The sequence below is a fragment of the Escherichia sp. Marseille-Q3837 genome (assembly GCF_916618735.1).
GTDB classification, from domain to species: Bacteria; Pseudomonadota; Gammaproteobacteria; order Enterobacterales; family Enterobacteriaceae; genus Escherichia; species Escherichia ruysiae.
Map to the genome: position 1 here is coordinate 1,263,178 of NZ_CAKAKC010000001.1, position 14,580 is coordinate 1,277,757.

Consider the following 14,580-nt stretch of genomic DNA (forward strand, 5'->3'; position numbering starts at 1 on the left):
AATTGTTATGAGAAAAGTTCTGTATGGCATTTTAGCCATATCTGCGCTTGCGGCGACTTCTGCGTGGGCTGCACCTGTACAGGTGGGCGAAGCGGCAGGGTCGGCAGCAACGTCGGTTTCGGTGGGCAGTTCCTCCGCGACCAGCGTCAGCACCGTAAGCTCGGCGGTGGGTGTCGCACTCGCGGCAACTGGCGGCGGTGATGGTTCTAATACCGGAACCACCACAACCACGACCACCAGTACCCAGTAATAACGTATGTATCCCCAAAATAATTCGAGTTGCAGGAAGGCGACAAGCGAGTGAGTCCCCGGGAGCATAGATAACTATGTGACCGGGGTGAACGAGTGCGGTCACCGCATCTGCAGCTTGAAGTATGACGGGGATTAACCATAACCACACTCCGGTGTGGTTATTCTGCCCCTCTGGAGAAGAGTCGTGAAGCGACCTGCACTCATTCTTATCTGCCTGCTATTACAGGCCTGTTCAGCCACGACTAAAGAGCTGGGCAATTCACTGTGGGACAGTCTGTTCGGCACGCCAGGCGTACAGCTGACGGATGATGATATTCAAAATATGCCCTACGCCAGCCAGTACATGCAGCTTAATGGCGGGCCGCAGTTATTTGTGGTGCTGGCCTTCGCTGAAGACGGACAACAAAAATGGGTCACTCAGGATCAGGCCACTCTCGTCACACAACATGGTCGTCTGGTGAAGACTTTGCTTGGCGGCGACAACCTGATTGAAGTAAATAACCTTGCCGCCGACCCGCTGATTAAACCCGCACAAATTGTTGATGGTGCAACCTGGACGCGCACGATGGGCTGGACCGAGTACCAGCAGGTACGTTACGCCACCGCACGCTCAGTCTTCAAATGGGATGGCACCGATACCGTCAAGGTCGGCAGCGATGAAACCCCGGTTCGCGTGCTGGACGAAGAAGTCTTCACTGACCAGGCGCGCTGGCATAACCGCTATTGGATCGACAGCGAAGGGCAAATTCGCCAGTCGGAACAGTATCTTGGCGCGGATTATTTCCCGGTGAAAACCACTCTCATCAAGGCGGCAAAACAATGATTAAACAAACTATTGTCGCGTTGATTTTGAGCGTGGGAGCGTCATCGGTCTTTGCGGCGGGCACCGTCAAGGTGTTCAGCAATGGCAGCAGTGAGGCCAAAACGCTGACGGGCGCAGAGCATTTAATCGATCTGGTGGGGCAACCGCGACTGGCGAATAGCTGGTGGCCCGGTGCGGTGATCAGCGAAGAGCTGGCAACGGCAGCAGCATTGCGGCAGCAGCAGGCGTTGCTGACACGGCTGGCAGAACTGGCCACAGATTCCAGCGCCGAGGATGCCGCCGCGATTAACGCCTTACGTCAGCAAATTCAGGCGTTGAAGGTGACGGGCAGGCAAAAAATCAATCTTGATCCCGATATCGTCCGCGTTGCGGAACGTGGCAACCCGCCGTTGCAGGGCAACTACACGCTGTGGGTGGGTTCCGCTCCGTCAACGGTCACGCTGTTCGGGCTTATCAGTCGTCCTGGCAATCAGCCATTCACCCCAGGTCGCGACGTAGCGAGCTATCTCTCCGGGCAGAGCCTGCTTAGCGGTGCAGATCGCAGCTATGCGTGGGTGGTTTACCCGGACGGGCGAACGCAAAAAGCGCCGGTGGCTTACTGGAACAAGCGTCACGTAGAGCCGATGCCCGGCAGCATTATTTATGTTGGCCTGGCGGACTCCGTCTGGAGTAAGACGCCTGATGCCCTGAACGCCGACATTTTTCAGACTCTGACGCAGCGGATACCGCAATAATGAAAAAAAGACATCTGCTTAGCTTACTGGCGCTGGGCATTAGCACGGCCTGCTATGGCGAAACGTATCCAGCGCCCATCGGGCCGTCGCAATCGGATTTCGGCGGCGTCGGTCTGTTACAAACGCCCACCGCGCGCATGGCGCGGGAAGGGGAATTAAGTTTGAACTATCGTGATAACGATCAGTACCGTTATTACTCTGCTTCAGTGCAACTCTTCCCGTGGCTGGAAACAACGCTGCGCTACACCGACGTGCGCACCCGGCAGTACAGCAGCGTCGAAGCGTTCTCTGGTAATCAAACGTATAAAGATAAAGCCTTCGATCTCAAACTGCGTTTGTGGGAAGAGAGTTACTGGCTGCCGCAGATAGCGGTTGGTGCGCGAGATATCGGCGGTACGGGGCTGTTTGATGCGGAATACCTTGTCGCCAGCAAAGCCTGGGGGCCATTCGATTTTACGCTCGGCCTGGGCTGGGGATATCTTGGCACCAGCGGTAACGTGAAAAATCCGCTCTGTTCAGCCAGTGATAAATATTGCTATCGCGATAACAGCTACAAACAGGCAGGATCTATCGACGGCAGCCAGATGTTCCACGGCCCGGCCTCACTGTTTGGCGGTGTGGAATACCAGACGCCCTGGCAGCCGCTGCGCCTGAAACTGGAGTATGAAGGCAATAATTATCAGCAGGATTTTGCCGGGAAGCTGGAGCAAAAAAGTAAGTTTAACGTCGGGGCGATTTATCGCGTTACCGATTGGGCCGACGTTAACCTTAGCTATGAACGCGGTAACACCTTTATGTTTGGCGTTACGTTGCGCACCAACTTTAACGATCTACGTCCTTCGTACAACGATAACGCCCGCCCGCAATATCAACCGCAGCCACAGGATGCCATTTTGCAGCATTCGGTGGTGGCGAATCAGCTAACACTGTTGAAATATAACGCCGGACTGGCCGATCCGCAGATCCAGGCGAAAGGCGATACGCTGTATGTTACCGGCGAGCAGGTGAAATATCGTGATTCGCGCGAAGGGATCATCCGTGCTAATCGGATCGTGATGAACGATCTGCCGGATGGGATCAAAACGATCCGCATTACGGAAAATCGCCTTAACATGCCGCAGGTGACGACGGAAACCGATGTCGCCAGCCTGAAAAATCATCTCGTCGGCGAGCCGCTTGGGCATGAAACGAAGCTGGCGCAAAAACGCGTCGAGCCGGTGGTTCCGCAGTCCACCGAGCAGGGCTGGTATATCGACAAATCGCGCTTTGATTTCCATATCGATCCGGTGCTGAACCAGTCGGTTGGTGGCCCGGAAAACTTTTACATGTACCAACTGGGCGTGATGGGAACGGCGGATTTGTGGCTGACGGATCACCTGCTCACCACCGGTAGTCTGTTTGCTAACCTTGCCAACAACTACGACAAGTTTAACTACACCAATCCGCCGCAGGACTCGCACTTACCGCGCGTTCGTACCCATGTGCGCGAGTATGTGCAGAACGATGTCTATGTGAATAACCTGCAAGCCAACTACTTCCAGCATCTGGGCAACGGCTTCTACGGTCAGGTCTATGGAGGTTATCTCGAAACCATGTTTGGCGGTGCGGGGGCGGAAGTGTTGTATCGCCCGCTGGACAGCAACTGGGCGTTTGGTTTGGATGCCAACTACGTTAAACAGCGCGACTGGCGTAGTGCAAAAGATATGATGAAATTCACCGACTACAGCGTGAAAACCGGACATCTGACCGCCTACTGGACGCCATCTTTCGCTCAGGATGTGTTAGTGAAAGCCAGCGTCGGGCAGTATCTGGCAGGGGATAAAGGCGGCACGCTGGAGATCGCTAAACGCTTTGACAGCGGCGTGGTGGTTGGCGGCTATGCCACGATCACCAACGTTTCGAAAGAGGAGTACGGCGAAGGGGACTTCACCAAAGGCGTGTATGTCTCTGTGCCGTTGGATCTCTTCTCGTCTGGCCCGACACGCAGCCGTGCGGCAATTGGCTGGACGCCGCTGACGCGTGACGGTGGTCAGCAACTTGGGCGTAAGTTCCAGTTGTATGACATGACCAGCGACCGAAGCGTGAATTTCCGCTAAGCCGTGGGAAAGGTGCCAGTTTTCGCAATCACTGGCACCCTCATTCTTAATGGCCTGTCGAGCCATCAGGAACGCAGTTCACCCCCGGTTTGCGATCTGGTGTGTAAAGGCGAAAACATTCTGTCTTCCTGTCCGTCGATATCGGTTGCAGGTCTGATTGCCTGAGCGACTGAGCCATCATTGGGCTGGAGACATTGCTTTGCGGAAGGTCGGCTTTATCAGCAGTACCGAGCGGACCGGCAAAAGCAGGAAGAACAGAGACTGATAACAACAAAGCAGCAAAATAAGGCTTCATTTTTACCACCTTTATCAGGTTACGTTTCATTTGTTCCAGAGGAACATTGTCGATTTTTCGCGCTTTGCTGGTGGCCGGGAATCACCTGAATGGGTGATTTTTTGGGGCTGTGTGTCTTGCCGGATGCGCCGCCAGACGCGGCTTATCCGGCCTACGGGTAGGACGGATAAGGCGTTCACGCCGCATCCGGCGCTGGCGGGAGGCACCATCTAACACCAGGTTGAACAAAACATACACAAAAAATATAGATCCCCGTCACATTTTTGCGTTATACAGGAAGCTCGCCACTGAGTTGGAGGGCTGTTATGACGTCGTTATCTCGTCCGCGCGTGGAGTTTATCTCCACCATTTTGCAGACCGTTCTCAATCTTGGCCTGCTGTGCCTCGGCCTGATTCTGGTCGTATTCCTCGGCAAAGAAACGGTGCATCTGGCTGATGTGCTGTTCGCGCCAGAACAAACCAGCAAATATGAGCTGGTGGAAGGGCTGGTGGTTTACTTTCTCTATTTCGAATTTATTGCCCTGATTGTGAAGTATTTTCAATCCGGCTTTCACTTTCCCTTACGTTACTTTGTCTATATCGGGATCACCGCCATTGTGCGCTTGATCATCGTCGATCATAAATCGCCACTGGATGTGTTGATCTACTCGGCAGCGATCCTGCTACTGGTGATCACCCTATGGCTATGTAATTCGAAACGGCTGAAGCGGGAGTAAAAAAAGGCGCTCCAGGGAGCGCCGAATAACAGTCACAAGTTGGGATAACGTAAGTTGAGGGTGTAGCGGCATAACATTGGCAGAACAACATCTTTAACCTTTCACACCACCTGCCGTCAGGCCGTTGACCAGCCAGCGTTGAGCCAGCAAGAAGACGATGGTGATCGGTAATGCAGACATCACGGCAGCGGCGGCAAAATCGCCCCACAGGTAGTTTTGCGGGTTGAGGTATTGCTGCATCCCCACGGCCAGGGTGTAGCTGTTCACGTCACGCAGTAACAACGACGCGACCGGAACTTCAGTAATGGCAGCGATAAACGACAGGATGAACACTACCGCCAGAATCGGTACTGACAGCGGCAGCAGTACGAGGCGGAAGGCTTGCCACGGTGTCGCACCGTCCAGCGCCGCCGCTTCTTCCAGCGAACTGTCGATGGTTTCGAAATAACCTTTAATCGTCCAGACGTGCAGCGCAATCCCGCCCAGGTAAGCAAAGATAACGCCGCCGTGGGTATTCAGACCGATAAACGGAATGTACTCACCCAGACGGTCAAACAACGCATACAACGCCACCAGTGAGAGTACCGCCGGGAACATCTGGAAAATCAGCATTCCTTTCAGCAGCGTCGCTTTGCCTGGAAAGCGCATACGGGCAAAAGCGTAGGCGCAGGTGGTGGAGAGCGCCACGATACCAATCGCGGAAATCCCGGCGACCTTTACTGAGTTCCACAGCCACAGCAATACCGGGAACGGCGGTGGCGTAATGCGACCATCGGCCTGTTCAACGCTAAAGCCTAACGCCAGTTTCCAGTGATCCCACGAGATTTGCTCCGGGATCAGGCTGCCGGTCGCGAAGTTCCCCTGACGCAGCGAGATTGCGACGACCATCAGCAGCGGGAACATAATCGCCGCGATAAAAAGTAGCAGTAGCAGGTGAGTAATAAACAAACGTGCTTTTTGCGATTTCGGTTGGACCATTGCCATTTTTGTTATCTCCCTTAATCAAACTTCATTCGCGTGGCTTTCAGGTTCACTATCGCCAGCGCACCCACCAGCAGGAAAATCAGCGTGGCAATCGCTGCTGCCAGACCGAAGTCCTGACCTCCGCCACCTTCAAAGGCGATACGGTAGGTGTAGTTAACGAGCAGGTCGGTATAACCGGCTGGCGTGGTGGTGCCAAGACGATCCGGGCCACCGTTGGTCAACAGTTGAATCAGCACGAAGTTGTTAAAGTTAAAGGCGAAGCTGGCGATCATCAGCGGTGTCAGCGGCTTGATCAGCAGCGGCAGCGTGATTTTAAAGAAGTTCTGGAATGGACTTGCGCCATCCATCGCTGAGGCTTCATACAGGTCGTCAGGAATCGCTTTCAGCAAGCCCATGCAGAGGATCATCATGTACGGATAACCCAGCCACGTGTTGACGATAATCAGCATCGTCCGTGCGGTGGTCGGATCGCTAAACCAGGCGGGCTTCACGCCAAACAGCGCGCTCAACATCATGTTGATTTCACCGAAGCTCTGGTTAAACAACCCTTTGAAAATCAAGATTGAAATAAACGATGGCACCGCGTAGGGCAGAATCAGCAGTACGCGATAGACCGCTTTGCCGCGCAACGCTTCCCATTGCACCAGACAGGCCAGCACCATGCCGACTGCAACCGTTAAAAAGACAGTGATCAGTGAGAACATCACGGTCCAGACGAAAATCGCGAGGAACGGTTTCTGAATGCCTTCGTCGGTGAAGACGCGGGTAAAGTTTTTCCAGCCGGTAGTCACGGTGTAACCGGGGCTGAGTTTGTCGTCGCCCCAGTTGCCATCGGCGGTGATGGACTGGTAAAAGCCGGTCTGGTCATTCGGGCGATATTTGACGCCACTCTGGTTATTGGTCAGCGTACCGTCATCGCCCAGTGTGTAGAGCGGTTGTGTGCCAGAGAACTGGCGCAGGGAGCTCATCATCACTTTGTTGTGATCCGGGAGGATGGCGGTAATGTTGCTCAGCGCCTGACGATTTTGGGTAATCACGCGCAGATTTGCGCGCTCGCCCTCAGGCTGTGTGGCACTTTCTTTCAGTTGCAGCTTTTGCTCGCCGCCAAATTTAAAGGCATCGGAGAGATAATGCTTACCGGTTTCGCCATCGGTGAGCGCCAGTTGCCACTCATCACCTGCCGGATAAAGCCCGAAGTTATAGGTTTTGCCCGCTTGCCAGGAACGATCTAACAGAACTTCCTGGGCGCGTTCAAAAGTTAGCTGGTTAGTGCTGCTGTAGTTGGTAAAAGCAATGGCGATGGTGCAGACCAGAGGGAAGAGCACGAACAGCCCCATTCCTGCCATTCCCGGATAAACATAGCGCCAGGCGTAGGCTTTCCGGTTGGCGAAAATATACAGCCCCGCAGAACTTAAAATCAGCGTGGTAATGGCGAACAGGTACTCCCCTTGTGCGTACATTAAAACAACAAGGTAACCCACCAGCAGGCCAAGCAGACCTAACACTGACCATTTCAGCGCGTCGCTTTGCCACCAATGTTTCTTTTTAATGACATCCATGGGGTTCTTCCTCATTCCTGGACGGATAAATGATTACACCGCATCCGGCAACAACCGCCTGATGTGGCGCTGGCGCGCCTTATCAGGCTTACGTACAGTTCGTTTTTCCAGGTCGGATGAAGCATTTACGCCGTATCCGACAACAACCGCCTGATGCGACGCTGACGCGTCTTATCAGGCCTACATATGCTTCGGTTTCGTAGGCCGGATAAGGCGTTCACGCCGCATCCGGCATTTCACAGCATTACTTGGTTATACGACCCTGCGCATCTTTCAGCGCGGCATCAACAGTTTGACGACCGCTGGCGGCGTTGATCACTGCGGTACGCACGGCATACCAGAAGGCCGACATCTGCGGGATATTCGGCATGATTTCACCGTTCTTGGCGTTATCCATGGTGGCGGCAATGCGTTGATCTTTCGCCAGCTGATCCTGGTAAGACTTCAGCGCCACGGCGCCCAGCGGTTTATCTTTATTTACCGCTTCCAGCCCTTCGTCAGTCAGCAGGTAGTTTTCGAGGAACTCTTTTGCCAGTTCTTTGTTCGGGCTGGCAGCGTTGATACCTGCACTCAGAACGCCAACGAACGGTTTGGAAGGTTGTCCCTTGAAGGTCGGCAGCAGCGCCACACCGTAGTTCACTTTGCTGGTATCGATGTTGGACCATGCCCACGGACCGTTGATGGTCATCGCCGTTTCACCTTTGTTAAAGGCCGCCTCTGCGATGGAGTAATCAGTATCCGCATTCATGTGTTTGTTTTTAACCAGATCAACCAGGAAGGTCAGACCCGCTTTTGCGCCGGCGTTATCCACACCAACGTCTTTCACATTGTATTTGTCATTTTCATACTTGAACGCATAACCACCGTCGGCAGCAATCAGCGGCCAGGTGAAGTACGGTTCTTGCAGGTTGAACATCAGCGCGCTCTTACCTTTCGCTTTCAGTTCTTTATCCAGTGCCGGGATTTCTTCCCAGGTTTTTGGCGGATTCGGCAGCAGGTCTTTGTTATAAATTAGCGATAACGCTTCAACGGCAATCGGATAAGCAATCAGTTTGCCGTTATAACGTACAGCATCCCAGGTAAACGGATACAGCTTGTCCTGTAACGCTTTGTCTGGGGAGATTTCAGCCAACAGGCCAGATTGGGCATAGCCGCCAAAGCGGTCGTGCGCCCAGAAAATAATGTCCGGACCATCGCCAGTGGCCGCAACCTGGGGGAATTTCTCTTCCAGCTTATCTGGATGCTCAACGGTGACTTTAATTCCGGTATCTTTCTCGAATTTCTTACCCACTTCTGCGAGGCCGTTGTAGCCTTTATCGCCGTTGATCCAGATTACCAGTTTACCTTCTTCGATTTTGGCGAGAGCCGAGGCGGAAAACATCATCGTCGTCAAAACAGATAATGCGAGGATGCGTGCACCTGTTTTTATTTTCATAATCTCTGGTCCTTGTTGGTGAAGTGCTTGTGAAAACGCCTGAACGGACTCTAGTTTCTTTATACGGCAACCTCTTTCCATCCTCCTTGCCCCTACGCCCCACCTTCGTTTTATGTGATCTGCATCGCAGAAACGGCAGTATTGCGGTAAGGCGCACACAAAATTGCCATGTTTTTTGCAAGCAATATCACGAATTTCCTTACTTTCCCTCGGATTAGTATGCAGACCCCACCTTCTCATCCTCCCGCCTCCTCCCCCATAAAAAAGCCAGGGGGTGGAGGATTTAAGCCATCTTCCGATGACGCATAGTCACTGCATCATGAATGTTGCTGTCGATGACAGGTTGTAACGAAGGGAGAAGGGCATGGCGAGCGTACAGCTGCAAAATGTAACGAAGGCCTGGGGGGATGTGGTGGTATCGAAAGATATCAATCTCGACATCCACGAAGGTGAGTTCGTGGTGTTTGTCGGACCATCTGGCTGCGGTAAATCCACTTTACTGCGCATGATTGCCGGTCTTGAGACGATCACCAGCGGCGACCTGTTCATCGGTGATAAACGAATGAACGATACCCCGCCAGCAGAACGCGGCGTCGGCATGGTGTTCCAGTCCTATGCGCTCTATCCCCACCTGTCTGTGGCAGAAAATATGTCTTTTGGCCTGAAATTAGCAGGCGCAAAGAAAGAGGTCATCAACCAGCGTGTTAACCAGGTGGCGGAAGTGCTGCAACTGGCGCACTTGCTGGATCGCAAACCGAAGGCGCTCTCCGGCGGACAACGTCAACGTGTGGCGATTGGTCGTACGCTGGTGGCCGAGCCAAGCGTGTTTTTACTCGATGAACCGCTTTCCAACCTTGATGCCGCGCTACGTGTACAGATGCGTATCGAAATTTCCCGTCTGCATAAACGCCTGGGGCGCACGATGATTTACGTCACCCACGACCAGGTCGAAGCGATGACGTTGGCCGATAAAATCGTGGTGCTGGACGCCGGTCGCGTGGCGCAGGTCGGGAAGCCGCTTGAGTTGTATCACTATCCGGCCGACCGCTTTGTCGCCGGTTTTATCGGTTCACCGAAAATGAATTTCCTGCCGGTAAAAGTGACCGCCGTTGCAATCGATCAAGTCCAGGTTGAGCTGCCGATGCCAAACCTCCAGCAGGTATGGCTGCCGGTTGAAAGCCACAACGTTCAGGTCGGCGCCAACATGTCGCTGGGCATTCGCCCGGAACATTTACTGCCAAGCGATATCGCCGACGTCATCCTTGAGGGGGAAGTTCAGGTGGTCGAGCAGCTCGGCAACGAAACGCAAATTCATATCCAGATCCCTTCCATTCGTCAAAACCTGGTGTACCGCCAGTCTGACGTGGTGTTGGTAGAAGAAGGTGCCACATTCGCTATCGGCCTGCCGCCAGAGCGTTGCCATCTGTTCCGTGAGGATGGCACTGCATGTCGTCGACTGCATCAGGAGCCGGGCGTTTAAGCACCCCTAAAAAAGACACAAAGCCTGTGACAGGCGATGTGAAAAAAGAAAAGCAATGACTCAGGAGATAGAATGATGATTACTCTGCGCAAACTTCCTCTGGCGGTTGCCGTCGCAGCAGGCGTAATGTCTGCTCAGGCAATGGCTGTGGATTTCCACGGTTACGCTCGTTCCGGGATCGGCTGGACAGGGAGCGGCGGTGAACAACAGTGTTTCCAGACCACTGGCGCTCAAAGTAAATACCGTCTTGGCAACGAATGTGAAACTTATGCTGAATTAAAATTGGGTCAGGAAGTGTGGAAAGAGGGCGATAAGAGCTTCTATTTCGACACTAACGTGGCCTATTCCGTAGCACAACAGAATGACTGGGAAGCCACCGATCCGGCCTTCCGTGAAGCGAACGTGCAGGGGAAAAACCTGATTGAATGGCTGCCAGGCGCCACTATTTGGGCCGGTAAGCGTTTCTATCAGCGTCATGACGTTCATATGATCGACTTCTACTACTGGGATATTTCTGGTCCTGGTGCCGGTCTGGAAAACATCGACGTTGGCTTCGGTAAACTTTCTCTGGCAGCAACGCGTTCTTCTGAAGCGGGCGGTTCGTCTTCTTTCGCCAGCAACAATATCTATGACTATACCAACGAGACTGCGAACGACGTCTTCGACGTGCGTTTAGCGCAGATGGAAATCAACCCGGGCGGCACCCTGGAGCTGGGTGTTGACTACGGTCGCGCTAACCTGCGTGATAACTATCGTCTGGTTGATGGCGCATCGAAAGATGGCTGGATGTTCACTGCCGAGCATACCCAGAGCATCCTGAAAGGCTTCAACAAGTTTGTTGTTCAGTACGCAACAGACTCGATGACCTCGCAGGGTAAAGGTCTGTCGCAGGGTTCTGGCGTTGCGTTTGATAACGAAAAATTTGCCTACAATATCAACAATAACGGTCACCTGCTGCGTATCCTCGATCACGGTGCGATCTCCATGGGCGACAACTGGGACATGATGTACGTGGGTATGTACCAGGATATCAACTGGGATAACGACAACGGCACCAAATGGTGGACCGTCGGTATTCGTCCAATGTACAAGTGGACGCCTATCATGAGTACCTTGCTGGAAGTGGGCTACGACAACGTCGAATCCCAGCGCACTGGCGACAAGAACAATCAGTACAAAATCACCCTCGCACAACAATGGCAGGCTGGCGACAGCATCTGGTCACGCCCGGCTATTCGTGTCTTCGCAACCTACGCCAAGTGGGATGAGAAATGGGGTTATGACTACAACGGTAGCTCCTCTTCCAACCCGAACTACGGCAAAGCTGTTCCGGCGAATTTCGAAGGCGGTAGCTTCGGTCGCGGTGATAGCGATGAGTGGACATTCGGTGCCCAGATGGAAATCTGGTGGTAATAGCAATATGTAGGCCGGATAAGGTGCTTGTACCGCATCCGGCAATCAACGCCTGATGCGACGCTGCCGCGTCTTATCAGGTCTACAACTGCTGCCGAATGTAGGTCGGATAAGGCGTTCACGCCGCATCCGGCATAAAACAGGTTGTCATTATTTATAAGGGGCGTAAGCCCCTCTGATTATCGGGTTAAGCGCGCTATTGCCTGGCTACCGCTGAACTCCAGATTTTGAGGTGAAAACAATGAAAATGAATAAAAGTCTCATCGCCCTCTGTTTATCAGCAGGGTTGCTGGCAAGCGCGCCTGGAATCAGCCTTGCCGATGTTAACTACGTACCGCAAAACACCAGCGATGCGCCAGCCATTCCATCTGCCGCGCTGCAACAATTAACCTGGACACCAGTCGATCAATCTAAAACCCAGACCACCCGGTTAGCTACTGGCGGTCAACAACTGAACGTCCCTGGCATCAGCGGTTCGGTTGCCGCATACAGCGTCCCGGCAAACATTGGCGAGCTGACACTGACGCTGACCAGTGAAGTGAACAAACAAACCAGCGTATTTGCGCCGAACGTGCTGATTCTTGATCAGAACATGACACCATCGGCCTTCTTCCCCAGCAGTTATTTCACCTACCAGGAACCTGGCGTGATGAGTGCAGATCGTCTGGAAGGCGTTATGCGACTGACACCTGCATTAGGGCAGCAGAAACTTTATGTGCTGGTCTTTACCACTGAAAAAGATCTCCAGCAGACGACACAACTGCTCGATCCGGCAAAAGCCTATGCTAAAGGTGTTGGTAACTCGGTGCCGGATATTCCAGACCCGGTTGCCCGTCATACCACCGATGGTCTGCTGAAACTGAAAGTGAAAACCAACTCCAGCTCCAGCGTGTTGGTGGGGCCGTTGTTTGGTTCTTCCGCTCCAGCTCCGGTTACGGTAGGCAACACTGCGGCACCGGCGACCTACACGGCACCAGCCGCAGCTGCACCTGCTCCGGCACCGGCGAAGAAAAGTGAACCTATGCTCAACGACACGGAAAGTTATTTTAATACCGCGATTAAAAACGCTGTCGCGAAAGGTGATGTTGATAAGGCGTTAAAACTGCTTGATGAAGCTGAACGCCTGGGCTCGACATCTGCCCGTTCCACCTTTATCAGCAGTGTAAAAGGCAAGGGGTAATTACGCCCCACAGTGCTGATTTTGCAACAACTGGTGCGTCTTCGGGCGCACCTTTTTTTCTCTCTCTCCTGTGATTGTTGCGTTATTGTTGCGTATTAGATCACTTAATATGCTTTACATCTCCCGTTAACGCTTTTCTGCGATACAATGCCTTTACGTTATGTAACGGAGAGTTCGGCATGTCACACCCCGCGTTAACGCAACTGCGTGCGCTGCGCTATTTTGCAGAGATCCCTGCGCTGGAACCGCAACTGCTCGACTGGTTGTTGCTGGAAGATTCCATGACCAAACGTTTTGAACAGCAGGGAAAAACGGTGAGCGTGACGATGATCCGCGAAGGGTTTGTCGAGCAGAATGAAATCCCCGAAGAATTACCGCTGCTGCCGAAAGAATCCCGTTACTGGTTACGTGAGATTTTGTTATGTGCAGATGGAGAACCGTGGCTTGCCGGTCGCACTGTCGTTCCTGTGTCAACGCTAAGCGGCCCCGAGCTGGCGTTACAAAATTTGGGTAAAACGCCGTTAGGACGCTATCTGTTTACATCATCGACATTAACCCGTGACTTTATTGAGATAGGCAGTGATGCCGGACTTTGGGGGCGACGTTCCCGCCTGCGATTAAGTGGTAAGCCGCTGCTGCTGACCGAACTGTTTTTACCGGCATCACCGTTGTACTAAGAGGAAAAAAATATGGAGTGGAGTCTGACGCAAAATAAGCTGCTGGCGTTTCACCGCTTAATGCGTACGGATAAGCCAATTGGTGCGTTACTGCTGCTCTGGCCAACTTTATGGGCGCTATGGGTGGCGACACCCGGTGTTCCCCAACTCTGGATCCTGGCGGTGTTTGTCGCTGGCGTCTGGCTGATGCGTGCCGCCGGTTGTGTAGTGAATGACTATGCTGATCGTAAGTTTGATGGTCATGTTAAGCGCACGGCAAACCGACCGCTTCCCAGTGGCGCGGTGACGGAGAAAGAGGCGCGAACGCTATTTGTGGTGCTGGTGCTGATTTCGTTCTTACTGGTATTGACGCTGAACACGATGACCATTCTGTTGTCGATTGCCGGACTGGCGTTGGCGTGGGTGTACCCGTTTATGAAGCGGTATACCCATTTACCGCAAGTAGTGCTGGGTGCGGCGTTTGGTTGGTCGATTCCAATGGCTTTTGCCGCTGTGAGTGAATCGGTGCCGTTAAGCTGCTGGTTAATGTTCCTCGCCAATATTCTGTGGGCGGTGGCTTACGACACGCAGTATGCGATGGTTGACCGTGATGACGACGTGAAGATTGGCATTAAGTCCACCGCGATCCTGTTTGGACAATACGATAAGTTGATTATCGGCATTTTGCAGATTGGCGTGCTGGTGCTGATGGCGATTATCGGCGAGTTAAATGGCTTAGGCTGGGGATATTACTGGTCAATACTGATCGCGGGCGCACTGTTTGTTTATCAACAAAAACTGATTGCCAACCGCGAGCGTGAAGCCTGTTTTAAAGCGTTTATGAATAATAACTATGTTGGCCTGGTACTGTTTTTAGGGCTGGCAATGAGTTACTGGCATTTCTGATGATGTAAAAAAGCCGGATGATCATGGTCATCCGGCTTTTTTTCTGTGAAA

Annotated in this window: 14 protein-coding genes; 10 read left to right on the top strand and 4 right to left on the bottom strand. The window is 53.0% G+C overall.

Annotated features, from left to right (window positions below; all coding sequences use genetic code 11):
- Positions 1 to 7 precede the first annotated feature (7 nt).
- From yjbE to LG381_RS05945, 4 genes are all read left to right on the top strand, one after another.
- Entirely contained in the window at positions 8 to 250 is a 243-nt protein-coding gene (yjbE, locus tag LG381_RS05930; protein ID WP_225762137.1) for an exopolysaccharide production protein YjbE, read from the top strand.
- A 186-nt stretch (positions 251 to 436) separates the two neighbouring features.
- Positions 437 to 1,075 (top strand): YjbF family lipoprotein, encoded by a 639-nt coding sequence (locus LG381_RS05935; RefSeq protein ID WP_012602636.1) that lies wholly within the window; start codon positions 437 to 439, stop codon positions 1,073 to 1,075.
- The gene (locus tag LG381_RS05940; RefSeq protein WP_225762138.1) at positions 1,072 to 1,809 is read left to right on the top strand and encodes a capsule biosynthesis GfcC family protein; all 738 of its coding nucleotides are present in this window, start codon (positions 1,072 to 1,074) and stop codon (positions 1,807 to 1,809) included. The genes LG381_RS05935 and LG381_RS05940 overlap by 4 nt, the downstream gene beginning before the upstream one ends.
- Positions 1,809 to 3,905, top strand: coding sequence for a YjbH domain-containing protein (locus LG381_RS05945; RefSeq protein WP_225762139.1), 2,097 nt, complete (start codon positions 1,809 to 1,811; stop codon positions 3,903 to 3,905). Before LG381_RS05940 ends, LG381_RS05945 begins: the two co-directional genes overlap by 1 nt.
- Before the next feature lie 46 nt (positions 3,906 to 3,951).
- Here the strand turns inward: LG381_RS05945 and LG381_RS05950 are convergent, their stop codons facing one another.
- Positions 3,952 to 4,230 (bottom strand): hypothetical protein, encoded by a 279-nt coding sequence (locus LG381_RS05950; protein ID WP_010344805.1) that lies wholly within the window; start codon positions 4,228 to 4,230, stop codon positions 3,952 to 3,954.
- Positions 4,231 to 4,505: 275 nt separating this feature from the next.
- On the opposite strand from LG381_RS05950, the gene psiE reads away from it, so the two are divergent.
- A complete protein-coding gene (gene psiE / locus LG381_RS05955; protein ID WP_000202902.1) occupies positions 4,506 to 4,916 on the top strand; it encodes a phosphate-starvation-inducible protein PsiE in 411 nt (136 codons plus the stop codon).
- A 93-nt stretch (positions 4,917 to 5,009) separates the two neighbouring features.
- On the opposite strand, the gene malG is transcribed toward psiE, so the two are convergent.
- From malG to malE, 3 genes are all read right to left on the bottom strand, one after another.
- Entirely contained in the window at positions 5,010 to 5,900 is an 891-nt protein-coding gene (gene malG / locus LG381_RS05960) for a maltose ABC transporter permease MalG (protein ID WP_001252058.1), read from the bottom strand.
- Positions 5,901 to 5,914: 14 nt separating this feature from the next.
- Entirely contained in the window at positions 5,915 to 7,459 is a 1,545-nt protein-coding gene (malF, locus tag LG381_RS05965; RefSeq protein ID WP_225762140.1) for a maltose ABC transporter permease MalF, read from the bottom strand.
- 244 nt (positions 7,460 to 7,703) lie between these two features.
- Positions 7,704 to 8,894 (bottom strand): maltose/maltodextrin ABC transporter substrate-binding protein MalE, encoded by a 1,191-nt coding sequence (gene malE / locus LG381_RS05970; RefSeq protein WP_222680064.1) that lies wholly within the window; start codon positions 8,892 to 8,894, stop codon positions 7,704 to 7,706.
- A gap of 364 nt (positions 8,895 to 9,258) precedes the next feature.
- Here malE and malK point away from each other — a divergent pair, with 364 nt between their 5' ends.
- The 5 genes from malK to ubiA all read left to right on the top strand — a co-directional run bounded on the left by malK (position 9,259) and on the right by ubiA (position 14,529).
- Entirely contained in the window at positions 9,259 to 10,374 is a 1,116-nt protein-coding gene (malK, locus tag LG381_RS05975) for a maltose/maltodextrin ABC transporter ATP-binding protein MalK (protein ID WP_000179160.1), read from the top strand.
- A 72-nt stretch (positions 10,375 to 10,446) separates the two neighbouring features.
- Positions 10,447 to 11,787, top strand: a complete 1,341-nt coding sequence (gene lamB / locus LG381_RS05980) for a maltoporin LamB (RefSeq protein ID WP_000973648.1) — start codon at positions 10,447 to 10,449, stop codon at positions 11,785 to 11,787.
- Positions 11,788 to 12,028: 241 nt separating this feature from the next.
- Positions 12,029 to 12,967, top strand: a complete 939-nt coding sequence (gene malM, locus LG381_RS05985) for a maltose operon protein MalM (RefSeq protein WP_010344810.1) — start codon at positions 12,029 to 12,031, stop codon at positions 12,965 to 12,967.
- Between the two features lie 179 nt (positions 12,968 to 13,146).
- Complete coding sequence (gene ubiC, locus LG381_RS05990; RefSeq protein ID WP_000019215.1) at positions 13,147 to 13,644, top strand: chorismate lyase; 498 nt, start codon at positions 13,147 to 13,149, stop codon at positions 13,642 to 13,644.
- A 12-nt stretch (positions 13,645 to 13,656) separates the two neighbouring features.
- On the top strand, positions 13,657 to 14,529 hold the full coding sequence (gene ubiA / locus LG381_RS05995; RefSeq protein WP_000455237.1) for a 4-hydroxybenzoate octaprenyltransferase: 873 nt from the start codon (positions 13,657 to 13,659) through the stop codon (positions 14,527 to 14,529).
- Positions 14,530 to 14,580: the final 51 nt, after the last annotated feature.